A 20,421-nucleotide genomic window follows, 5' to 3' on the forward strand; every position below is an offset into this window, starting at 1 on the left:
GTGCTGGTGCCCCCACCAGGGCTCGAACCTGGGACCTGCGGATTAAAAGTCCGTAGCTCTACCAACTGAGCTATAGGGGCGCGGAGAGACAGGATACTGGTTGGCTCACCACGCAAGCACCGTGGTTATCCGGTTTGGGTTCTGGGCGGGTTGTGCCCTAAGCTGGGCGAGCTCCCAACGCGACAAGCGTTGTGGGTACCCCGGAGAGATTCGGAATGGGCCCCCATCGTCTAGTGGCCTAGGACGCCGCCCTTTCACGGCGGTAGCACGGGTTCGAATCCCGTTGGGGGTACGCAACCAGTCATACTGGGAGCAGAGTAAGGCCCTGTGGCGCAGTTGGTTAGCGCGCCGCCCTGTCACGGCGGAGGTCGCGGGTTCGAGTCCCGTCAGGGTCGCCAGTACGGCGAGGCAGTATCTGTGGATCTGCCGTCCGGCCAGGTAGCTCAGTTGGTACGAGCGTCCGCCTGAAAAGCGGAAGGTCGCCGGTTCGATCCCGGCCCTGGCCACCATTCTGACCTGCATGGACACGATTCGTGCACTCTATGGATTGATTTCTTCGTCCGGTTCTTGTCCGGTCTTCTCGCCCGTGTTTCGGGGCTTCGTCTCGTTCTTGTGCAGTTGGTCGAGATTCGTGGCCACTTGGTCGAGTTCGTCTGCGTAGAGGTCGCTGTAGATGTTGGCGGTCACGGTGGGTGTGGAGTGGCCCATGGTTTTCTGTACGTAGCGCAGGTCTGCGCCGGATTTCCGGGCCAGGCTGGCGTAGGTGTGCCGCAGATCATGGATAGTCAGCGGTGCGAGCTTGGTGGCTTTCAGAGCTTTCTTCCAGTGCGTGTGCCTGCGCCAGTTGTTCGAGCGCAGTAATGCTCCGTTGGGTGATGTCACGGCGGGTTCGTCGGGCTTGCGGCCGGCAATACGCGGCGTGAGTGCGTCAATGACGACTTGGGGTAGAGGGACGGTGCGTTTGGAGTTGAGAGTCTTGGTTTGGCCGATGACGATGCGGCCTTCGACTTCGGGTGCGGCACGGCGAACGTGCAGGCGCTTGGCGTCGAGATCGATGTCACCGACGCGCAGGCCGACTAGCTCGGACCAGCGCAAGCCGGTATAGGCCAGGATCGTGACAACATCACCCTGGTCGACGCAGGCGGCAGCCAGCGCGGCAACTTCCACGGTTGTGAGATAGCGGTGGCGCTCGCGTTCGGGGATGCGTCCAGGGGAGACACCGAGTGCGGGGTTGCGGTGGATACGACCATCCTCACGGGCGACCTCCAGAATGGAGCGCAGAAGCCGCAGGGTAGACACTTTCGCCCATGGCCCCACGGTGAGGGCGTCTAGGAACTTCTGTACGTCGGCGCGGCTGATTTCATCGACGGGCACATGGCCGAATCGCGGTTGGATGCGAAGCTGCCAGTGTTGCGTATAGCCGCTCCACGTCTTCGGCGATACCGCAGGCTTTTTCGTGGCCGCATATTGTTCCCAAATCGCTGCGAGCGGGGTGCGGCCCAGACGAGGGTCGAAACGCTGATGGCCTCGGGCAGCTTCATTGTCACGGTCGGCCTTGAACGCTTTGGCTTCTCGCAGCGTGGCGAACGTGGTCGAGGTTTCCGCCCAGCCAGACGAAGACGACGCGTCTCGTACGAGGTAGCGGACTTGATAGCGAGGTTGCCCGGATGCGCCAAGGCGCTTGCGGATTCCGCGCGGGGTGTTTCCGGCCATCAGCGCGCGACCCCTTTGAGCCATTTGCGGACCTCGCCGCTATCCCAGCGACGTACCCGCTCGGACAGCGAGTAGCAAGGCGGGCCGACCTGCTGGCCGGTGGTTTCCCGGATCGCGGCCCACCGGTTCAGGGTGGCTGCGGAGACCCGCAGCAGCGCCGAAACCTGTTCGGCGGTCAACAGTTCTGGGAAGTTTCCGGATGCGATCAGGGCCTCTCGGATACCGTGGATCACCATCGATTCTATCCCTTCCGTGCTGTGGTGGTCGGTTGGTATTGGGTTGCAGTGGAACGGATTTGGTCGTCGGCCCAGTAGTGGGCCCGGACTTTCATGACGGCTCCGTCGTCGGCGATGACGTATCCGGTGCCGGGTTTATTGGGGTCGATGCGGTGTGCCGGTGCTTTATCTGCCATCCCGTCGCCCAGGACCATGTTCACCTCGTCGCGTGAGCGCAGCCGCAGGGCGATGGTTTGGGTGAACTGTCCGCGCATGGGCAGGACCTCTTTGCGGGGGTCCTGCAAGAAGCCCACGACGACGATGCCCAGCCCCGCTGCCTTGCTCAACAACAGGGACAAAGACATGTTGGCCTGCTTCTTGAGCGCAGTGTCGGTCATGTAGTGCGTCAAGGTGGCCAGCTCATCAATGAGCAGCACCACCAGCGGGGACGCGGTGGTGGGGGTGTGGTTACGGCTGTTATCGGCCATACCTTCGCCGCGCTGTTTCATGATTTTTTCGAGGGCGGCAAGGGTTTTCACCGCATCTTCTTCGGTGGTGGCGATGTGGGTGAACAGCTTTTTTGTCGGTGCTAGTTCGATGCCGAATTTCAGATCGATCCCGATCAACTTGACCAGGCCAGCCGAGACGGCGGGGCCGAAGCCGCAGGCGATGCCCTGCAGCAGTGAGCCTTTCCCGGAACGGGAGCAGCCTACGCCCAGGGTGTGCCGCTGAGCAATCGGCAGCAGCCAGGAAGAACCGTTTTCGCAGAGCCCCAACTGGACATGGGTTGCCGACACTGCCGACACGACCGGGGCCGTCGTCGCGGTGGTTGGGGTCGGTCCGGTGGGCGCGTTGCTCACTGCCGAGAGGTGTTCGCGCATCACGAATTCCATGCGCACAGTGCCCGGAGCAACCACCGTGACGCGCGCCGAATGCGCCCCAGCGGCATCGCGGATCGCGGGCACGGCAGCTTCTAAGTCATCGACGGTCTGCCCGACACGAGTGCGGACCGTGGCGTACAGGCAGGTCTGTGAGGTGGCCACTTTCATCAGGGTTGGGTGCGTCCATACCGTCTCGGTGTGAACCTTGCCTTCGCTATCCTTCTTGGTGACTTGTTCGGACACCGACAGTCCGCAGCGTCTGGCGATGTGTGACCAGCGGCCCCGTAGCCACCACCGCCACCGGGCACGCCGCAACGGGCCAGCCAGATAGCGCTCGAAACTGCCCGCGTCCGCGTGCTTCCACCAGGTCAACACAATCAGCGCGATACCGAAGATCACGGCCAACCAGATTCCGGTCATCGTGACCAGGTGGACGAGATCTACGCCTCCGCTCGGGTAGTAGGAGTAATCCGGCAGCTCCGGCATGGTGGGGTAGGGATAATTCGGTGTCATGACTGCGCTCCCGAACCTGCACGGGCAGAAGATGTTTGCTTGGTGGCGGCATCACGGATCAACTTCGCACCGTCGGCGATGACCCGGATTTCCGTGACTCCGAAGATCGACACGCGGGTGCTGCCGAAGTCGCCGCCAGTGATCCGTGCCGACAGACCGTTGACCCCACTGACCGCGACTACGGTCCCCACCGGCACATCGGCAGCCAATGCGTCCGGCATGACCAGGGTGGCCCCTGGCGTTACTCCGAGCGAGTCGCTGACGATTACTGACTCCACGCCCGAGACCGCGATCCCCGTAGCGTCGCACTCGCGTCCTGTGACTACGCGGCTTTCACCACGGCCTGAGTACAGCGAGCGCTGCCGGGGCTGGTTGGTCACCCATCCATACAGCTCGCCTGTGTGTTTGATCTCCATTGCAATCACTCCTTACGCATGGACTAGAGAACTCCTCTAGACAAGATTCAGCATACATAGTCGTCTAGAGGAGTCAAGGGGTGCTGAATTTGTGCGCCGATGTCCCCGCCACATTCGTGGTGTGCCTTCCGGGCAGAACGGGCCCAGTGGCGAAAAATCCCCACCTCGTACTGTTGGGCCCAGCTAGGGTTCGCCTTGGAGTTGCCTGGTCAATTGTGACCTCGTACTCGGCGAGGGAGGGCAATAGTGACGGATATGGCGACGCCACCGCAACGGGTGGACCCACGTAACCTTCTCAGCGAGTGGGCAAATGCTTCGGATGAGTGGGTGCGTTTCATCGTTCGGCATGTACTGCAAGGAGGCGGCCCTCTCGGAGCTGGCGAAGAGGCTGGCGCGTACGCCCTCTTTCGGCAGGAGAAAGCGTTCGATGCCCGCGAGCTCCCCATTGAGGAACTGTTAGCCACTTTCGAAGGGGAGGATGAGGCGATCGAACCGCTGACGCTAACGTCCCTCTCCGAGGTCACCGGTGTCAACGCACTAGTTGAAGGCGGGAGCATCAAACCGGACGAAGGGCTTACGATCCTGTTCGGCGAGAACGGCACGGGTAAGACTGGATACTCCCGCATCTTTAAGGCTCTAGCGGCTAGCCGTACCGCTGACGCGATCCTCGGAAACATCGAAACAAGCGCGCCGAAAGAAAAGTCTGCAGTCGTCTCCTATCTACTTGGCACAGAGTCGAAGACATACGTCTGGACTGGTCAGCATGGCGTCACTCCGTTCACCAGGATCTCCATTTTTGACAGCCCTTGCGTCAGTTTTCACGTCGATGATGATCTTGAATATGTTTATGTACCAGTGGTATTGGCTCTTTTCAATCATGTGATTGCCGGTATTAAGTCAGTGCAAGGTCAGGTGGATGGAACTGTTCAGGACTTGCGGTCAGGCTCGACAGGAATCTTGTCGAGGTTTCCGCGCGCTGCCCGTGTGTATCCGCTTATCGAAACACTCGGGGCGGCTACAGATTTGGAAGAGTTGAGGGCGGCTGCCGATCCGGACCCGAACGTTGATGCTCGTATCGCCGATTTGCGTCGCACAGTCGCCGCATTGGAAGGAGACACGATCGGCGCCCAGATCAAGCTCCAGCAGCGAGTCGTAAATGTTCTAACTCAGGCGGTCGCCTCTGCTACCGCGGTTGCCGACTTCGATGTGGTCTCCTACGACGGCGAACTGATCACGCGCGCAGGTCTTCAAGAGGACTACCGCACATTTCGTACGGCGTTGTTCGCGGCGGCGGATCTTCCTGCTGAGCCCGATGACACCTGGGGCGGCTTCATTGAGGCGGGTGTGGCGTATCGGGCGCACCTTGTTGGTCAGGGAGTCCACGATATCGACCGTTGTCTGTACTGCCGTCAGCCGTTGGACGAGGCTGCGCGGGCACTCGTCAGTAAGTACTCCGTGTATTTAGAAGACAAGATCGCCGGTGAGATCGCCGCGTCGAAAATGCGGCTAGACGCGCTCACTGAACCTGTCATGTCAACCCAGATCGGAGATGCTTCCACGTTCGCTGGCGAGTATGCCGAGACCGATGACAAGCCAACGTTCCACGCCGAACTAGATCGGACGCTGGACATCATCGCCAAGCTAACTCAGCATATTCAGACTGCATCGAGCGTTGAGCCCAGTCTGACCGGACCCGCCGCCGAAGACGCCCGTGTACTAGCCGCGGCGCTAGCGGACACCACGCAAGCGGTAACCGAGTTGAGAAAACAAGCCGCCGCAGGGGCCGAGGCGCTCGTAGAGAAGAAGAAGGAGCTGATTGAACTCGAAGCTGCAGCCGAGTTAACAAAGTCATGGTCGCTAATCGAGTCGCGTGTACATGACGCCAAACACGCCGACCGGTTAACACTTCTTGCGAAGCCGATGCCAGGCCTCTTGCGTACGGTCACTGGACTCGCTAAAACTGCGAGCGACCAGATGATCAATGCAAGCTTCGACGCGCTGTTTAATGAAGAATGTGCAGCCCTTCGAGCACCCATGCTGAACGTGGAATTTGTCGGCCGTCAGGGGCGTGCACATCGCCGGAAAGTACTCAGCGGCAAGCATAAGCCTTCGAAGGTTCTCTCCGAAGGAGAGCAGAAGGTGCTCGCAATGGCGGACTTTCTAGCGGAGGCGCGCCTCGCCGGCATTACTGCGCCGGTCATCTTCGACGACCCAGTCTCCAGTCTCGATCACCGTCGTATAAATGAGGTCGCACAACGTATCGTTGCACTCGTTGAGACAACGCAGGTGATCGTGTTCACCCACGACATTTTCTTCGCAACGACGTTGCTCACGCTTATGGACGAAACCAAGCGGTGCACATACTTTCAAGTAACCGACGAGGATGGCAAGGGGCAGATTACTCGAGCCACTGGCCCTCGTTGGGATAGCTTGAACAACTTGAAGAAGAACATCAACGAGACTATTCAGGCGGCCAAGTCTCAACAGGGCGACGCCCGTGCGGCGCTCGTTCGTACCGGCTACGACTGGATCAGGTCCTGGTGCGAGGTGTTCACCGAGACCGAACTGCTTCAAGGGGTTACCCAGCGATACCAGCCCAACGTTCGCATGACCTGCCTTCCGAATATCAAGCCGGGGGCGCTCCCCGCCGCCATCAAGACCGTCAATCACATTTTCAAAGAGGCGTGTCGGTATATCGACGGGCATTCTCAACCGTTGCCTAGCCTCGGTGTCAGTCCTACCCTCGCGGGGCTCGAAGCTCACTGGCTCGAACTGACGCAGGCCAGAACCGCTTACAACTCCGCCCAGGATTAATCGCTCGCAATTTGGCGACAGATACGTTGCTCGGGATAAAGCATCGGTAGCTAGATAGCTGAGCTTGTAAACCTCTGAGGTTCTAGCGGGCCGAGAACTCGTATTCGAGCAAGTACGCAGGAGCCACCTTCACCGTGTCACAGACTTCGACTGCGATGTCATTCGTGTCGTAAGCCGTCCGTAGCACCGTCAGCACCGGCACCCCGGGTCCGATGCCCAGCGCTCGTCGTTCTGCAGGGGTGGGCATACGTGCCCCGACCTCTTCGGTGAAGCGTGCGAGGGTGTGCCCAGCTTCTTCCAGTCGCGCGTAGATACCGCCCGGTCCTGTATCTGGCTGCTCGATTGGGGTGCCTTCGGCGAACGCGACTGGGATGTATGACACCGCTGTCTCAACCGGTCGGTCGTCCGCCAGGTAGCGCCTTGACCGCACAACAACTTTTGTTGTTGTCGGTATGCGAAGTCGTTCTGCAACAATGGAATTAGGCTTCTCGCGGCGAATGACGATATTGTCAACGCGCGGTGTATAGCCCATTTTTTCTGCTTCGACAGAGAATGCGGCTTTACCTTCGTGGCGATGTTTGCGTGCGAACCGGTCTGAGGCCAGCCGTCGGATCGGTGGACTTGGGCGGACGAACACTCCCCGGCCATGCTCGGAGACAACGAGCCCTTCGCCGCGCAACTCCTGCACGGCCTGTCGAACGGTCATGCGAGCCACGCCGAAATGTTCAATCAGTTCAGTTTCAGACGGAAGGCGCTCGCCGTTGCCGAGCTGACGCGATTCGATTGCGGCCCTGAGCATGTCCGCGATCTGGCGATAGGGGGGACGGTCGTCCGCGCGGTCTACCTGGCCAAGTTGCAACACCAGTCCAGCCTTCCCCTTGCATGTCTAGACGACTAGTCTAGAGATCACCGTTGCTTATGTCACTATGCGGCATCGGACTCGACAAAGGGGCACAAGATGGCAGGCATGCCTAAGCACTCTGTGAGTGTCGCGGGAGTTGTCGTCGACGAGAATGACCGCGTTCTCGTCATTCGGCGTGACGACAACGGCCATTGGGAGGCGCCGGGTGGTGTCCTTGAACTAGGGGAGTCCTTCGAAGCCGGCGTGCAACGCGAAGTGCTTGAGGAAACAGGCCTCAAGATCTCGGTCGAGCGGCTTACTGGTGTCTATAAAAACCTCACGCATGGAATCGTTGCTCTGGTCTATCGGTGTCGGCCTGACAGCGGCGACTCGCATCCCACTGAAGAAGCTCGTGAAGTCCGATGGATGACTAAGGACCAAGTCGAAGCCGTGATGACTCCTGCCTTCGCCATTCGAGTGCTTGATGCGTTCGATGATCGCCCCCACTCTCGCGCACACGATGGGGTGAATCTGCTGGCGGTCTAGCCGTGTACCTACGGCAAGGGGGGAGAGCGATGTGAGTCGGTCTCCATCTCTAATCGCGGAATTCGGCTTATATGGCGCTCTGACGAAGTAGAGACGGATTCGGTTCCATATTTTCAAAACTTTCTGCTGTGAACTTTCCGATGAGGACGGTTGCTTGCCAGAGCGCGGCCAGCGTCGTACCGTGACCTGAAAATCATGTAATCGGTAGGGGTTGAGGTGGGGAAACCGGCACTGCAGGCTGATACTGACAAGCTGCGTTTATTAGCCAGCGAGTTGTCGTACCGCGCCAACAACATCAACAACATCGACGCTGCGGCCCCGGTACGCGATGCCGGTTCGGCCATGCCCGGATCGAAGTTCGCGGCAGCCATCGCACGCCTCGGCGACCCGAACGGACGCGCTTTCAAAGCGATGAGCGGGCAGATCACCCGGATGCAGCATGCAGCCTGGGACACCTCCCTGGACTACGACACTCAGGAACAAACTTTCGCCGCACAGCTACGTGACTACGGGGACGGGCGGTAGTTCGCGATGGTGTTGATTTCACAGTTGCGGGCAATGAAACCCGAGCTGGTCACTGAAACGGCCTACAAGCTAGCCGGTGTCAAAGAATCGTTCAAGGCGCAGCTGGACACCATGAAGTACAACGTGGAGACTGCCACCGCCGACTGGAAAGGCGAAGCCGCTGCCGCAGCATCGGTCAAAACTCTGGCCGAACACCTAGCGGGTACTCGTATCGTTGATGCCATCGGGTCCCAAGAACAAGCCATCAAAGACGGCGTGAACTCTCTGTCAAGCGCTCGGTCCAACGCACTCGGTATCGCCGACGATGCCGTCGGGACTGGTTGCACTGTCTCCGATGACGGACACGTGAAGGCTCCTGATTTGAAGTACGTGGTCACCGATCCCGCAGCGTACTTGTTGCTGCAGAACCAGGCCAATGAGAAGGCCAAAGCCTTTGAGGCACGGCTAATTCCGGCGCTGCATCTGTTTGACGAGTTGGATAGCGCCGCCGAAGCAGCCATCAACGGCGAAATCGCCGAAATGGAATCCTTGATCCGCGCCCCTGACTCGACGCCGACCGCCACGCTGACCGATGACATCCTTAACGGCAAGGCCAAGCCACCAGAAGATCCGAAAGCCTTTAAAGACTGGTGGAACTCGCTGTCCGAAGGCGAAAAGAACGAGATGTACCTACATGACCAGTACATCGGCAACAACGACAACATGCCCACCCCTGATCGAGATCGTTTCAACCGGATGAAACTTGATGACGAACTAGGGCGAGCCACTACTGCGGCAGCAGCAGTTGATCAGTTGAAGGCGCAACACGCGGACTGGGCCGCAGGCAAGAACATTCCCGAAACTATGGTCGGCGGCATTTCTAAAGACCGTATGGACTACGAAGCTTGGCAACGGCAACTGGATGACGCCAACAAACGGTCTAAATACCTGCCCGACCTGCAGGCCACTGATAGGGCTGTGCGCAATAACCCTGATCGCTATCTCATGGTCATGGACACGCAAACCGGGCGACAGGCGCACACTGCTGTGTCGAATGGCAATCCAGACACCGCCGATCACGTCTCGGTCACGACCCCCGGCATCAACACGACTGTGCGCGAATCCATCGGCAATATGGCTGACGAGGGAACAGCCCTCCAGCGGGAAGCTCTACGTCAGTTGCACAGTACGCCCGGTCACGAGGCCGAAACAGTGGCCACGATTGCGTGGATTGGATATGACCCGCCGCAGATCAGTGGCACACAAGGTGTCGGCGAGAATCTAGTCGGGGTGAACGACGTTATCCACGACGAGCAGGCCAGAGGCGGAGCACGTAGTCTTGCGCGCTTCTACGACGGCCTGCAAGTTACCCATCAAGGTGGTCCCGCAGATGTCACCGCAATTGGTCACTCCTACGGTTCCTTAACTACCGGTCTCGCGCTACAGGAGCCTGGCAATCACGGCGTCAACAATGCCATTTTCTACGGCTCGCCCGGCATTGAAGCCACCACACCAGGGCAACTCGGTGTGCAACCCGGGCACGTCTTCACCATGGAAACCGCGAATGATCCGATCCAATGGGTCTATGACGGACCACCCCTCCTGGAAGCAGGCTCGGTTCTGACGACCGTGACGAATCCACTTGCTGCGCCGTTGGCCGTGGCATCAATTGGTGGTCGTGAAGTACTCGGCTGGGGAGACTTCGGCCCTAACCCCGCCACCAACCCCAACTTCACACATCTGGCAACCGGAGCAACGACCACGACTGGGGGACTTCAGCTAGAAGGAGCTTCTGGACATAGCGATTACCCTCGGTTCAAGGACGATGCGAACAATCCAATACTGCGAACCACTGGCTACAACATCGCGGCCGTGATTTCTGGCCTGGCCGACCAAAATGCTATCCCTGAGCCGTCGATGCGAGGCGGAGGCGGAAGGTACTAAAGACACATGACAAGAAATCGGCATAGGCGCAATGCGATCGGATGTCTCACCATAGCCGTATCCCTGACGATGACAGGATGTCAGATGAATGACCCGAATGCGCGGACACCGCAGACCAAGGCCACGCAAGCCCTCGCAGAGTTGACCGGTCTCCCGTCGCTGGAGGACACCCGGAAGCAACTAGAGGAAGCCATAGCCGCAATCAAAAGCACCGTGGGCAGCGTCGTTCCCGCGGTCACATGGCAGGAGTTTGATAAGGGCGCCAAGGCGAACTGTTTCAAACCCTACGATCAAAGTGACGGGCAGAGCCTTTACCTACCGGATGCCGTGGCTGTCAGAACTGGCCTCTCCGAGGAAAACTGGTCAAAGATCCAGGAGGCAACGAGAGAAGCCGCCTCCAAACTCGGTGCCACCGACTTGCAAACTATGCAGGACAAACCGGGTAAGCATGATATCGGATTCTACGGTCCCGCAGGGATATTCATAAAGCTCGCCTACTCCGGGAATCTCGTCATCTCGGGCTATACGGGCTGTCGACTACCTGCCGCGAAGAAGTAGCATCGATATGAATCTCGATGCAGGACTTGATGATTTGATGCGGACTGCTGCCCAGGTGAATCGTTCTGTTTCACAAGTGCGGGGGCAGGGCGATTCTGCTGGCGGCTGGGTGAGGGTTGAAGTCGCTGGCGACGGCTCGATCAGCAACATGTTTCTCGACGATCAGATCCGAACAATGCCCGCTTACGAACTAGCGCGGGCCATCCGCGAAGCGCACCGCGTTGCTATTGCCGACGCAAACCAGCACATACAGGGCATCCAGTCTCAGTTGACCGAAAGTTCATATGTGGCAACGATGTTGAACCAACTCGGATCTGTTGAATCGCGCACGCCGCAGCCACAAGCATCGAGAGCTCCAGATGCGGCTTTGAATTCACGGCGTGCTGTAGGAGGAATGACGGAGCAGGAATTGGATGCCTCGCAGGATGCATTCAACTTCGACCCGCTCGGACGACGTCGCTAGAGAGATTGGCCCTTACCTTCGCCAGCATTGCTTGGTGCTAGGCAGGGAAGTACTGAACGAATGCCTCGGCGTAGTGGCGGGCCGCCGCCATGCAATCAGGGTAAGGGCCGTATTTGTAATCGCCCGTGATGAGTACCCCGTACACGCCGGTTGTGGCTTCGATATCGATGACGCAGCCGCTGGTATTTTGTGGCACCGGATAGAAGAACAGCGCCTTGCGTCCACCGACCGTCGTGTCCTGAAATCCCCAGTGCCCATCGACCTTCTTGTCCATGTCCAGGGTGTAGTTGGATGCCCCGATCCTGACCCGATAGTCGGTTGGCTGTGGGCGAAATGCGCACGATACGTCCTCGATGTCGCCGTCGGTTCTTCTGGTGGGGCGGGGCATCGAGAGGTTTTCAGCCTGTAGTGCGCTTGTTGGGATGTCCCTGCAGGGATCAAACGTGATCTTTGGCCGGCCACCCGCGTTGGTCGCTGGCGCTGTTGTGCTGGTCGAAGCACTGGCGCTGACAGGCTGTGTTACGGCTGTTCCGTCGGTGCTGGTTTTGGTTGAGGCACACGAGGACACGAGGACAGTCAGTGAGACGAGCGCGAGTGTAAGCCGCCGTGTTAGACGAAACAGTGTGGTGCCCTTGCTATCTGCCGTGCTCACCGAAACTGTGCGCATTGCTGGCGTCGGTCTGCATGATGCTGCTGCGTACCGCAATGAACAGGGACTTCATTTCCTCGACCTGGTCAATGTGCGATAGGAAAGTGCTCTCGGCACTGTTGGAGCCGCCTGCGGCCTTGCGTTGGAAGGCTTGCGCAAGTTGTTTGCCGGAATCGAGGTGGCCCTCGGAGAACCCCAACGGGTGCACGCTCAAGTTCCACGCGTCGTCTCGTAGATCGCGTAGGGCCTCGATGTACACATCGCATGCTGTGATGAGTTTGTCGAACTCTTCGGTGTTGAGCGACAGGGTGAGCTTGCCTGCCTGCGCGTTCGCAATCGCCTCTTGAAGACCGGTCACGAGAACCCCCTTGTTGGTCCGGGCTTGCAGCCCCTTGACGACCATCATAGGCAGCGTTCGTATCTACTCGCAGCGATTCTAGGTGCAGGTTGCGACAGTCGGAGCATCCCACCGGTCGGTCTGCCAGTAGACGTTGACGCTGTTTTCAATGGCGTTGGTGAACTTCTGTATGTTCATCGCCAACGATTTATGCAGGTCCGCGAATGCTTTCGCATGATCGACTGCCGCGATGTCTATCGCATCCATGAGTTCACCTACGGGTAGGGCGTTAGCAACTAGGCCCCCGAACATGTGATGGCTGGTGCCCGCGAGATTTCTGGCAATGGTTGTGGCTTTGTGGATTGCGGACTCGATGGTCTCCGCGGTGACGTGCTGACCGTCAGCCATCGGGCTTGGATCACTCGTGCTGATGAGTACTTCCAGTGCGCCGGACCGTGGAACCTCGCGCGACGTTGGTTGTATCCAGCGTCCACTGCGACCATATGTCTCCCATGCAGCAGAAATGGCCTTGATCTGCCTGTTTAGGCTGTCTCCCAAGGGCGTGAAGCTCGCGCGGTAACCCCGGAAAATCGCGTCCAAACCCGCCATTAAAGAGGCAACGGCGACGTCGCCTTCACCTCGCGCGCACTGCAGATTCGTTGCCACTGCTTCGGCGGTCGCTTGCGGCCCAGCTTCGAACATCCGGGCCAACTCCCGGAACCCATCCAGAGCGCCCTGAATCGCCGGGTTCAGGTTCGCGAATACCGTTTCAAACGGTTCGGCCGCCAGGTTCTCCCCAAATGGATTACTCACGTGTGTCATTGTCGCGCTTGTATTCCGCCTTCCTGAGATCCCAAGGCTTCTCGCGTTCAGGATCTGCACTCCAGCACGAACTGATGTTTCGATCCCGGCACACTCGATAGCATTCTTGCCCTAACAGCAGCCGCGTCTTGTCCAAGTTGATCTTGGTGACGTGGGAATGCTGACCGTGCAGACGGAAATTGGTGAAGTAGATCTTGTCAGCTTCCTCGACGTCGCTGTGATGCCGGGCGATCACGGAAGGTCGCGCGTCGTCGGCTGCGCTCACATGCGTCGGAGCGGACGACGCGACTTCCTTGAAAAAGCTCGTGAGCTTGAATGGTGTTTGACCGCCGGGGATTACACCAAGAATACGTTTAAGGGTGGCAATCAGGGCGACGCCCGACTCGATCCATGGCGAGACTCGAAACCCAGGCAGCACGTCTGTCACGATCACCAGGGGGATCGCGCCCTTTGCCACCACGATCAGTTGGAATGGCCTCGCATCAGCCAAGAACACCACAATGAATTTTGCGCCGTTGTTCGGGTGCCGGTGCTCGAACTGCACCCGCAGTCTCCCCGATGCCTTCATAGAAGGGTAGAGAGCCTTGAGCCCGTGTAGCACGATCGGATGCGTTGCACCACGTTCTCGATCGTTCATGCTGCCAGTATGGCAGTAGGCAAGGACATGGCTACTGTTCGCAGATAAGGAGCCTGCAGAGCCCTGGGGCCTTCTAGTAAAACTGGCTAGTCATCACCGCGTTCGTCGGGTCACCAATTGCATCAATGCCGTCCGGGTTGGTTGGACCCTATAAAAATTTGCGGATAACGGAGGCTGAAGCGGCAAGCAGGTGTATTATTTAGCTAATTTGTGCAATATCAAGAAAGTTATATAGTGACAATAGGATTGGAATTTCTGCGGACATGCCACAGCCACCAGAGAGACAGTTAGGAACAATCGGTGAGGCCGCCGTCAAACTTGCTTTCTTGAAGCTGAATTGTGGACCTATCGAGGTGCCACAGCAACATGACGTGGGCACTGACTTGATGTTAATCGTTCGTGATGATCAATTGGTCGAACGTGGACTTCTCGGTGTCCAGGTTAAAACCGGGGAGAGCCACTTTGGCGAAGTTCGCCGTGACGGCAGGGGCGCTGTCATCGGATGGTGGTTTCGTTGTGAAAAAGACCGTGCACAATATTGGTTGACTCATACACTACCTCACATCCTTGTTCTCCATGACGAACGAACAGGTGAGTCATACTGGGCCGCACTGACGAGGCAATCAATGGTTGCTACAGGAAAAGGCGTCAAGGTCTTTGTGCCAATAGATAATTGTCTAGAGTTCGGTCAATCGGAGGCGTTAATTTCACTACTAGCTGATAAGTCAGTTAGGAGCTCAGAATTACTTTCTAGGCGTACCATTAAACGGCAAGCTGACTATGCACTCATCCACAACATCAATCTAGCTTTATCGGCAAGTCAACGGTCTGTTGATGAACTTAACTATGGAGATTTAAAAGTGGCTTTTGCTGCCGACCTAACGCGTCTGCATGGATTTGCCGGTGCGCCTCCAGTGGAAATCCTTTCGAATGCTACAGGCTGTGACGCGGCAGCGATATGCAACTATCTTTCAGGGAAGCATGTTCCATCTACAGGGAGGGTGCTGGCTCTGGTTGGTGCGATGGCCCAGTATTCGCGTGATAATGGATTTGAAATTTCCGATGCCGAGATTGATCCGATACTTTGGAGCAGGAAATGTCGGGTCCTTATGAAGCCCGGTATGCGGAACATCTTGATTAACAAAGTCAAATCTCATGCAAAGCGGCGAAATGAAATTGTTTCAGGCGGTATCGAATCAGGGCCCTGTGAAGTGAACTAATTGGAATTCGCTGCACGAACGCCCTTAGCTATGGTCGATTGTGGTGATACGGGCGAGTTGCGCTGCGAATAGCGGGCCGCTGTTGACCAATGCGTAGCCACCGTTGAGTCCGCCTTGATCACATAGCTGGCGCCGTCTGCGTACTCGGCGGCGGTTGACGATCCCGGTGGTCCGTTCTACTCGTGGGACGATGAGGTGGCTAGTGCGAGGAATAACATCGGTAGGGTATCGAGAGGCCGGGTTAGCGTAGACGGCCTGGTTCCGTGACCAGCGGCGAATGGTGCGCCGCACCGCAAGGTAGGTGTCTAGAGTGACGTCGGCGGAGACGATGGCCTTAGCGAGACCGTAGACACCCCAGAAGCGGCCAGGCCCTTTACCTGGTTGCTGCCATTGTTCAGGGACGATGTGCTGGTATTCCTTGTCTCCGTGACTGTTTGGGGATGAATGCTTGGTGAAGTAGATCGCCAGCCGCTTCGGGTCACAGGCCCGTAAGCCGGAGAGGATGTCGATGGCTGTTCCGGCGAGACGATGCCGTAGCTTCTGTTCGTCGTCGGTGTGGTCCACGATCTCGGCCCAGGTTTCAGATAGCCACGATGCGAAGGGCATCCCGGACTTGCCGAAGGCTTGGGGCGGGGTCATCCACAAATGGATATGCGGTGCGCCTCGGCGCTGAAACTCTAGTTTCCAAATGTAGCGCGGCGGTTCTCCGTATTCACGTTGGAACCGTTTGCGCCACAACACCATATGCCTTTTCACTGAAGCTCCGTTGGGTGCGACTGTTTCCCACTCTCCGGGGTAGGTGAAGGTCACCATGGCCGGGATGCGACCTGACTCGACTAGTGGGGTGTAGTCGAGTTCGGCGAAGGTGCGGCACATCGCCGACCGGGATTTACGCGACCAGTTCGTGATGACCCGTCCGGTTCTGCCGGGGGCAATGTCCGTAAGGCTCCGTCGCGACACAGTCACGACGGCCTGAGCATCTAGCCGGGACGCTTTGGCGAGCAGATCATTAACGCGGTGCTGCCAGTCGGCGATGTCCAGTTCATGCCTGTGCCCGGCTCGCTGGCTGGCTTTTTCTTTTCGGACGGGGTTGGTCCAGCCGAGCCGTATCACCCCCGGACCCACAGTGATACGGAATCGGCCGGATTCAGGTTCAGCGCTGAGTCGGCCCCGATCCGTGGCCCACGGTACGGCTTTGTCGAACAATGCGGCAGCCGAGGCAACCATTTCCGGGCTCGGGAACCGCATGCCCAACGCGTCGACAGCCCGCCACTTCCGGGGCTCGGAAACCTCCTCGTCGGGTGTGCGGACATTTTTGGCACATATAACAAGCCCGCAGCCTTCGGCGGCTGTGGTGTGGCCTGCGCCGTGGCCGTTGTCCAGCCGACCGCTGCCGCTCTCGCGCCCTGCGGCCCTTCGGGCCTCGGGCGCTCGCGGCTTCCCGCCGTCCACGGCTCCGGCCCCACCACAAACCGACCCAGACGTGGACGTCGAAGATGCCGACGACCTAACCCCAGCGAGATGTTCCGTCGCAGCGGTGGAAGATGCGATGCTGAAAGGCATCGAGGTACCTGCTCCCCGGAACCCCACCCACAGCGCGCATCATCAACGCAACAAAAAAGGGGGAGTACCTGATCGGGAGTGCAAGCACCGTGTCCGGTTTATGTCCGTTCCCCGGACAGCTCGAATACGTCAGCCCTGCTCAATGCGACGCATAGAACGCATAGAGACAGATAAACCACAGGTCAATGGCTATTTTATCCGCCTGAAAAGCGGAAGGTCGCCGGTTCGATCCCGGCCCTGGCCACCACGAGAGCCCGCCGGAGACGGCGGGTTTTTCTGTATCTCGGGGCGTCTTCTCGGTCCAGCTCAGTTTCTGTGGACCAATCGTGTCTATTACCTCAGGCATAGTCACTGCCGCCATAGGTTCACGAAAGCACTATTGTTGATTAGTACTTAACAAGTATAGTATCTAGTTATGGTTAAGTTTGCCCTTCGAGACCGGTCCCGTTCAGCGTGGCGGGGGACGTACCGGCGGACTGGACTGCTTGCCATCGCGGCCGTCGGCATGATCGGCGCAGTGGGCTCCTCGGGGCTTGCTCACGCGGGTCCTACGGGGGTCGGTGATGCGAGTGCCGTTATTAATGACCTGAAAGCCAAGGGCTACCGGGTGATCGTCTCCAAGAGCGGCGCTGCGACAGATTTGAGCAGGTGCGTTGCTTCCGTCGAGGAGCAGTCCCCGGTCTACTCGGCGCAGCCGGCCCGGGACGTGCGGAATGCTCCGACAACTGTGTCGGTGATCGATCACAAGGTCGCTCTGGTCTCGATCACCTGCTAAGTGTCACCGAATGCCGCGCCGCTAATCTGCGTCGGCACCGTCCGGGTCCCAGGTGTTGGGGACCATCGGCGCCCGAGCGCCCTCACTGAAGTCGTCATCGCGGCCCAATGTGGCCAATCCGGTTGCTGCCAAGCCTGTTCTGGGCGCCGTACCGGTGAATCCCATGGGCCCAGCCGCGCGGCCAGAGGCCGTCACGTCAGCGTTGGTATGCGAGACCGCTGCTGGGGCGGTGTCCATATCCATGTATTCGACGGCGCGGCCTTCCTGCTTGCTCCGATCGCGTCGTCGGCGTCCCTGTCGTGCCGCGGCCGTCGCGTCCGTCGACGCCCGTTCTGATGCTGAGTTCCTGGCTGATGTACTGGCTCTCGTGTAGACCTGGCTCGCCAGGGCCAATCCTGCGCCGATGCGGGGGCCGCCGCCGACCGCGTATGGGAACGAGAAACCTGGATCTCCGACGGGTGGGGGAGGAGGCGACGGCGCAGGCGCGGTACCTGGGGCGGTTGGCCCTGGTGCGCCGGAGGGGGCCGGTGCGGGAGCCGACGGCGATGAACTAGACGCAGGAGCCGTCCCAGCAGCCGCCGCGGTGGGAGACTCCGGGACGGGGTTTGGTTCCTTCGCAACGATTTCAGGCGACGGCTGGATTCCGGCCAGGCCTGCCAACCCGACCACTGAGCTTAGGCTGGCGATCGCCAGAGCAAGTGCGGGCTGGATCAGCGCCGGGGCGAACTGGCCGATTGTCGAAGCCAATTGTGCGGCATGAAAAGCGACATCCGCCAACACCAACGGAAGGTTGGTCAACAGTGCGGCCGGATCGGTCAGCAGGTTGTTCCACAGCAGCTTGAGATGCTCGACCATCTCACCGGCCACATCCACCCACCACTCCGGGTCGGTGGGGTCCAAATCCCCATGGCCGTGGCCATCGTCGTGCTCGTGCTCGTGCTCGTGCTCGTGCTCGTGGTCATGATCGTGCAGGATCGACGGAGGCGGTGTGGAAGGCGGCGTAGACGCCAGTGCGACCTCGGAGGCGGTTTGGTAAGTCGCCATCGTCGTGGCGGCCTGAACCCACATGCGGACGTAGTCCGCTTCGGTGGCAACGATGGGGATTGTGTTGATACCGAAGAAGTTTGTTGCCAACAACGTCGCGTGTGTGGCGTGGTTGGCGGCCAGCTCGGCAAGAGTGGGCATGATCGCCAACGCCGTGCTGTATGCGGCGGCCGCGGTCCCATGCTGAGCCGCACGGGCATTGCTTTCGATGGCGCCTTGGGTCAGCCATTCCAGATACGGAATGTGCGCCGCCACATACGTGTCCGCACTGGGACCCTGCCACGTCGCCGCATGGGTGGCGGCCAGAATCGCCCGGAGCTCATCGGCCGTCGCGGTGTAATGCGCCCCCAGCGAGGACCATTCGGCTGCGGCGGCGAGCAGCGGCCCGGGGCCTGGACCTCCACTGAGCAGAGTCGAATGCACCTCCGGCGGCGAAGCCATCCACACCGGCATAGCCACTCCGCACCCTCCACCGCACTAATGACAACGATAACGATATTCATTTACATTAGCGTGTGGGATGCGAGGCGGTGCCGGTACCCCATAGGGGTTCGGTTTGTGTGGTCCCGGGTTCGACGGGGTTGATGCCAAAGACCCCGGAGAGCCGTTGTCGGCCAGCCGTGTTCAGAGACCTGGTGCGCTAGATCCGGCCGTCAGGCTTCGATCAAATAAGCGCGCCCTGCAGACTTCGGCAAGCCTTGGCCACGAAGTCCTTTGACACCCCGGCCCATGGCACGAACCTGTCGAAGCCGTGGAAAGCGCCCTCCACGACTTCCAGCTCGCAGGGCACTCCGGCGGCACGCAGACGTTCGGCGTAGAGGAGGTCCTCGTCGTGAAACAGGTCGGCCGTCCCGATGCCCAACCAGGCCGGCGCCACTCCGGTCAAGTCCGACCGCCTACCCGGTACGGCGACATTGCGGTCGGTGTCCGCAAGGTACGAGTCCCAGCCGAACCGGTTGCTTTTGGTGCTCCACATCCGCAGGTTGGTTTCGTCGACGTCGGTGCGCGCGGTGGTGCGGTCATCGAGCATCGGGTAGACCAGCAGCTGCGCCGCCGGTGCGACCTCGCCTCGATCGCGCGCCAGCAGCGCAAGGGCTGCGGTCAGTCCGCCGCCTGCGCTGGCGCCGCCAATGGCGATGCGTGTTGGGTCGATCCAGCCTTGCACCGATAGCCAGCGCAGCGCCGCATAGCAGTCTTCGACGGGTGTCGGATAGGGATGTTCGGGTGCCAGCCGGTAGTCGACCGACACGACGGGAAGCCCCGTTTCCCGCATGACCTTGCGGCAGAAGAAGTCATCCTGACGTGCCGTGCCCATCACATAGCCGCCGCCGTGAATCCACAGCAGAGCCGGGGACGGCTCGGTCAGGTTTTTGGGAACGTGTGCACGTACCGTCACGTCGTCGTTCACCGCGACGGTACGCACCCCAAATCTGGGAAACAGCCCCGAGGTGCGGATCAATCCGCGCAGGGTGGAAAGGGTTCGGGGCAGGCCGACCTGTCGTGGAAATACCTTGGCCGCCAAACGGAGGTTGGGGTGAATGTCAGGTGACGACACACAGTGAGTATGCCGGTGGGAGGCGCATAACGTGGCGGTTTGGCATGACGGGGAATGTTTCGGACCCGAGTCCACTTGACCCGTGCGTACCTACGGAAGGACCACCATGACTCCACCACTGAAGGGTCGGCGCGCGTTTGTCACCGGCGGATCGCGCGGAATAGGCGCAGCCATCGTGCGCAGGCTTGCCGACGATGGTGCGCGTGTCGTCTTCACGTTCTCGAGTTCACCGCAACCGGCCGCGGACGTCGTGGCCGATGTCAAGGAGGATGGTGGCTGGGCGCTGGCGGTGAAGGCCGAGCCTCGCGACATCGCCAGCTTGGTGAGCTATCTGGCATCCGATGAGGCCTGGTACATCACGGGAACCGCGATCAACATCGACGGGGGATTTACCGTCTAGCGCTCGCGGGG

General features: G+C 59.5%; 21 protein-coding genes and 4 tRNA genes. 12 read left to right on the forward strand and 13 right to left on the reverse strand.

All coding sequences use genetic code 11. The annotated features are described in order from the left end of the window. Positions 1–4: 4 nt before the first annotated feature. Positions 5–80 (reverse strand) — tRNA-Lys (locus BB28_RS03655). Between the two features lie 139 nt (positions 81–219). On the opposite strand from BB28_RS03655, the gene BB28_RS03660 reads away from it, so the two are divergent. The 3 genes from BB28_RS03660 to BB28_RS03670 all read left to right on the forward strand — a co-directional run bounded on the left by BB28_RS03660 (position 220) and on the right by BB28_RS03670 (position 509). Beyond that, positions 220–292 (forward strand) — tRNA-Glu (locus tag BB28_RS03660). Between the two features lie 29 nt (positions 293–321). Next, positions 322–398: transfer RNA gene (locus tag BB28_RS03665), tRNA-Asp, on the forward strand. Positions 399–432: 34 nt separating this feature from the next. Next, positions 433–509, forward strand: a tRNA-Phe gene (locus BB28_RS03670). A 31-nt stretch (positions 510–540) separates the two neighbouring features. Here BB28_RS03670 and BB28_RS03675 read toward each other — a convergent pair. From BB28_RS03675 to BB28_RS03690, 4 genes are read right to left on the reverse strand one after another with little or no spacing between them, the layout of a single operon-like run. Further along, the gene (locus BB28_RS03675) at positions 541–1,713 is read right to left on the reverse strand and encodes a site-specific integrase (protein ID WP_046252562.1); all 1,173 of its coding nucleotides are present in this window, start codon (positions 1,711–1,713) and stop codon (positions 541–543) included. Beyond that, the gene (locus BB28_RS03680; protein WP_046252563.1) at positions 1,713–1,949 is read right to left on the reverse strand and encodes a helix-turn-helix transcriptional regulator; all 237 of its coding nucleotides are present in this window, start codon (positions 1,947–1,949) and stop codon (positions 1,713–1,715) included. Before BB28_RS03680 ends, BB28_RS03675 begins: the two co-directional genes overlap by 1 nt. Positions 1,950–1,954: 5 nt before the next feature. After that, positions 1,955–3,322, reverse strand: coding sequence for an FtsK/SpoIIIE domain-containing protein (locus BB28_RS03685; protein ID WP_046252564.1), 1,368 nt, complete (start codon positions 3,320–3,322; stop codon positions 1,955–1,957). Beyond that, on the reverse strand, positions 3,319–3,738 hold the full coding sequence (locus tag BB28_RS03690; RefSeq protein ID WP_046252565.1) for a hypothetical protein: 420 nt from the start codon (positions 3,736–3,738) through the stop codon (positions 3,319–3,321). The genes BB28_RS03685 and BB28_RS03690 overlap by 4 nt, the downstream gene beginning before the upstream one ends. Before the next feature lie 255 nt (positions 3,739–3,993). Between BB28_RS03690 and BB28_RS03695 the strand changes: the two genes are divergently transcribed. Beyond that, positions 3,994–6,552 carry an AAA family ATPase gene (locus BB28_RS03695; protein ID WP_081252342.1) on the forward strand — a complete coding sequence of 853 codons (2,559 nt, stop codon included), beginning with the start codon at positions 3,994–3,996 and terminating at the stop codon, positions 6,550–6,552. An 82-nt stretch (positions 6,553–6,634) separates the two neighbouring features. On the opposite strand, the gene BB28_RS03700 is transcribed toward BB28_RS03695, so the two are convergent. Then, positions 6,635–7,414 carry a GntR family transcriptional regulator gene (locus tag BB28_RS03700; RefSeq protein ID WP_046252566.1) on the reverse strand — a complete coding sequence of 260 codons (780 nt, stop codon included), beginning with the start codon at positions 7,412–7,414 and terminating at the stop codon, positions 6,635–6,637. A 96-nt stretch (positions 7,415–7,510) separates the two neighbouring features. Between BB28_RS03700 and BB28_RS03705 the strand changes: the two genes are divergently transcribed. From BB28_RS03705 to BB28_RS03725, 5 genes are all read left to right on the forward strand, one after another. Continuing rightward, positions 7,511–7,939, forward strand: coding sequence for an NUDIX hydrolase (locus BB28_RS03705; protein ID WP_046252567.1), 429 nt, complete (start codon positions 7,511–7,513; stop codon positions 7,937–7,939). A 216-nt stretch (positions 7,940–8,155) separates the two neighbouring features. Next, complete coding sequence (locus tag BB28_RS03710) at positions 8,156–8,464, forward strand: hypothetical protein (RefSeq protein ID WP_046252568.1); 309 nt, start codon at positions 8,156–8,158, stop codon at positions 8,462–8,464. A gap of 6 nt (positions 8,465–8,470) precedes the next feature. Continuing rightward, the gene (locus BB28_RS03715) at positions 8,471–10,387 is read left to right on the forward strand and encodes an alpha/beta hydrolase (protein WP_046252569.1); all 1,917 of its coding nucleotides are present in this window, start codon (positions 8,471–8,473) and stop codon (positions 10,385–10,387) included. A gap of 84 nt (positions 10,388–10,471) precedes the next feature. Further along, on the forward strand, positions 10,472–10,945 hold the full coding sequence (locus tag BB28_RS03720; RefSeq protein ID WP_046252570.1) for an LppA family lipoprotein: 474 nt from the start codon (positions 10,472–10,474) through the stop codon (positions 10,943–10,945). A gap of 7 nt (positions 10,946–10,952) precedes the next feature. Further along, entirely contained in the window at positions 10,953–11,408 is a 456-nt protein-coding gene (locus BB28_RS03725; protein WP_046252571.1) for a YbaB/EbfC family nucleoid-associated protein, read from the forward strand. Positions 11,409–11,445: 37 nt separating this feature from the next. Here BB28_RS03725 and BB28_RS03730 read toward each other — a convergent pair whose 3' ends face one another. Genes BB28_RS03730 through BB28_RS03745 form a run of 4 tightly spaced genes read right to left on the reverse strand, consistent with a single transcriptional unit; the run spans position 11,446 to position 13,853 of the window. Continuing rightward, a complete protein-coding gene (locus BB28_RS03730) occupies positions 11,446–12,075 on the reverse strand; it encodes a DUF3558 domain-containing protein (protein WP_081252197.1) in 630 nt (209 codons plus the stop codon). Next, positions 12,044–12,463, reverse strand: a complete 420-nt coding sequence (locus tag BB28_RS03735; RefSeq protein WP_046252572.1) for a hypothetical protein — start codon at positions 12,461–12,463, stop codon at positions 12,044–12,046. The genes BB28_RS03730 and BB28_RS03735 overlap by 32 nt, the downstream gene beginning before the upstream one ends. A 30-nt stretch (positions 12,464–12,493) precedes the next feature. Next, a complete protein-coding gene (locus BB28_RS03740) occupies positions 12,494–13,207 on the reverse strand; it encodes a hypothetical protein (protein WP_046252573.1) in 714 nt (237 codons plus the stop codon). Then, on the reverse strand, positions 13,200–13,853 hold the full coding sequence (locus BB28_RS03745) for a DUF6037 family protein (RefSeq protein WP_126315366.1): 654 nt from the start codon (positions 13,851–13,853) through the stop codon (positions 13,200–13,202). Before BB28_RS03745 ends, BB28_RS03740 begins: the two co-directional genes overlap by 8 nt. A 263-nt stretch (positions 13,854–14,116) precedes the next feature. Between BB28_RS03745 and BB28_RS24365 the strand changes: the two genes are divergently transcribed. Next, positions 14,117–15,073, forward strand: a complete 957-nt coding sequence (locus BB28_RS24365) for a DUF4365 domain-containing protein (RefSeq protein ID WP_075874105.1) — start codon at positions 14,117–14,119, stop codon at positions 15,071–15,073. A gap of 24 nt (positions 15,074–15,097) precedes the next feature. On the opposite strand, the gene BB28_RS03750 is transcribed toward BB28_RS24365, so the two are convergent. Then, positions 15,098–16,636, reverse strand: coding sequence for a rolling circle replication-associated protein (locus BB28_RS03750; protein WP_046255506.1), 1,539 nt, complete (start codon positions 16,634–16,636; stop codon positions 15,098–15,100). Between the two features lie 415 nt (positions 16,637–17,051). Here BB28_RS03750 and BB28_RS03760 point away from each other — a divergent pair, with 415 nt between their 5' ends. Then, positions 17,052–17,411 carry a hypothetical protein gene (locus BB28_RS03760; protein WP_225421978.1) on the forward strand — a complete coding sequence of 120 codons (360 nt, stop codon included), beginning with the start codon at positions 17,052–17,054 and terminating at the stop codon, positions 17,409–17,411. Positions 17,412–17,432: 21 nt separating this feature from the next. Here the strand turns inward: BB28_RS03760 and BB28_RS03765 are convergent, their stop codons facing one another. Further along, positions 17,433–18,908 (reverse strand): PPE family protein, encoded by a 1,476-nt coding sequence (locus tag BB28_RS03765; protein WP_046252575.1) that lies wholly within the window; start codon positions 18,906–18,908, stop codon positions 17,433–17,435. Between the two features lie 211 nt (positions 18,909–19,119). Then, positions 19,120–20,010 carry an alpha/beta hydrolase gene (locus BB28_RS03770; RefSeq protein ID WP_046252576.1) on the reverse strand — a complete coding sequence of 297 codons (891 nt, stop codon included), beginning with the start codon at positions 20,008–20,010 and terminating at the stop codon, positions 19,120–19,122. Positions 20,011–20,116: 106 nt separating this feature from the next. Between BB28_RS03770 and BB28_RS03775 the strand changes: the two genes are divergently transcribed. Further along, positions 20,117–20,410 (forward strand): SDR family oxidoreductase, encoded by a 294-nt coding sequence (locus tag BB28_RS03775; RefSeq protein ID WP_046252577.1) that lies wholly within the window; start codon positions 20,117–20,119, stop codon positions 20,408–20,410. Positions 20,411–20,421: the final 11 nt, after the last annotated feature.

Source organism: Mycobacteroides chelonae CCUG 47445, from assembly GCF_001632805.1.
GTDB classification, from domain to species: Bacteria; Actinomycetota; Actinomycetes; order Mycobacteriales; family Mycobacteriaceae; genus Mycobacterium; species Mycobacterium chelonae.

What these genes read in the sequence shown, in the direction of transcription:
- BB28_RS03675 (WP_046252562.1), bottom strand. Translation starts at nt 1,713, where the DNA reads ATGGCCGGAAACACCCCGCGCGGAATCCGCAAGCGCCTTGGCGCATCC.
- BB28_RS03680 (WP_046252563.1), bottom strand. Translation starts at nt 1,949, where the DNA reads ATGGTGATCCACGGTATCCGAGAGGCCCTGATCGCATCCGGAAACTTC.
- BB28_RS03685 (WP_046252564.1), bottom strand. Translation starts at nt 3,322, where the DNA reads ATGACACCGAATTATCCCTACCCCACCATGCCGGAGCTGCCGGATTAC.
- BB28_RS03690 (WP_046252565.1), bottom strand. Translation starts at nt 3,738, where the DNA reads ATGGAGATCAAACACACAGGCGAGCTGTATGGATGGGTGACCAACCAG.
- BB28_RS03695 (WP_081252342.1), top strand. Translation starts at nt 3,994, where the DNA reads ATGGCGACGCCACCGCAACGGGTGGACCCACGTAACCTTCTCAGCGAG.
- BB28_RS03705 (WP_046252567.1), top strand. Translation starts at nt 7,511, where the DNA reads ATGGCAGGCATGCCTAAGCACTCTGTGAGTGTCGCGGGAGTTGTCGTC.
- BB28_RS03715 (WP_046252569.1), top strand. Translation starts at nt 8,471, where the DNA reads ATGGTGTTGATTTCACAGTTGCGGGCAATGAAACCCGAGCTGGTCACT.
- BB28_RS03720 (WP_046252570.1), top strand. Translation starts at nt 10,472, where the DNA reads ATGAATGACCCGAATGCGCGGACACCGCAGACCAAGGCCACGCAAGCC.
- BB28_RS03725 (WP_046252571.1), top strand. Translation starts at nt 10,953, where the DNA reads ATGAATCTCGATGCAGGACTTGATGATTTGATGCGGACTGCTGCCCAG.
- BB28_RS03730 (WP_081252197.1), bottom strand. Translation starts at nt 12,075, where the DNA reads ATGCGCACAGTTTCGGTGAGCACGGCAGATAGCAAGGGCACCACACTG.
- BB28_RS03735 (WP_046252572.1), bottom strand. Translation starts at nt 12,463, where the DNA reads ATGATGGTCGTCAAGGGGCTGCAAGCCCGGACCAACAAGGGGGTTCTC.
- BB28_RS03745 (WP_126315366.1), bottom strand. Translation starts at nt 13,853, where the DNA reads ATGAACGATCGAGAACGTGGTGCAACGCATCCGATCGTGCTACACGGG.
- BB28_RS24365 (WP_075874105.1), top strand. Translation starts at nt 14,117, where the DNA reads ATGCCACAGCCACCAGAGAGACAGTTAGGAACAATCGGTGAGGCCGCC.
- BB28_RS03750 (WP_046255506.1), bottom strand. Translation starts at nt 16,636, where the DNA reads ATGCCTTTCAGCATCGCATCTTCCACCGCTGCGACGGAACATCTCGCT.
- BB28_RS03760 (WP_225421978.1), top strand. Translation starts at nt 17,052, where the DNA reads ATGGTTAAGTTTGCCCTTCGAGACCGGTCCCGTTCAGCGTGGCGGGGG.
- BB28_RS03765 (WP_046252575.1), bottom strand. Translation starts at nt 18,908, where the DNA reads ATGCCGGTGTGGATGGCTTCGCCGCCGGAGGTGCATTCGACTCTGCTC.
- BB28_RS03775 (WP_046252577.1), top strand. Translation starts at nt 20,117, where the DNA reads ATGACTCCACCACTGAAGGGTCGGCGCGCGTTTGTCACCGGCGGATCG.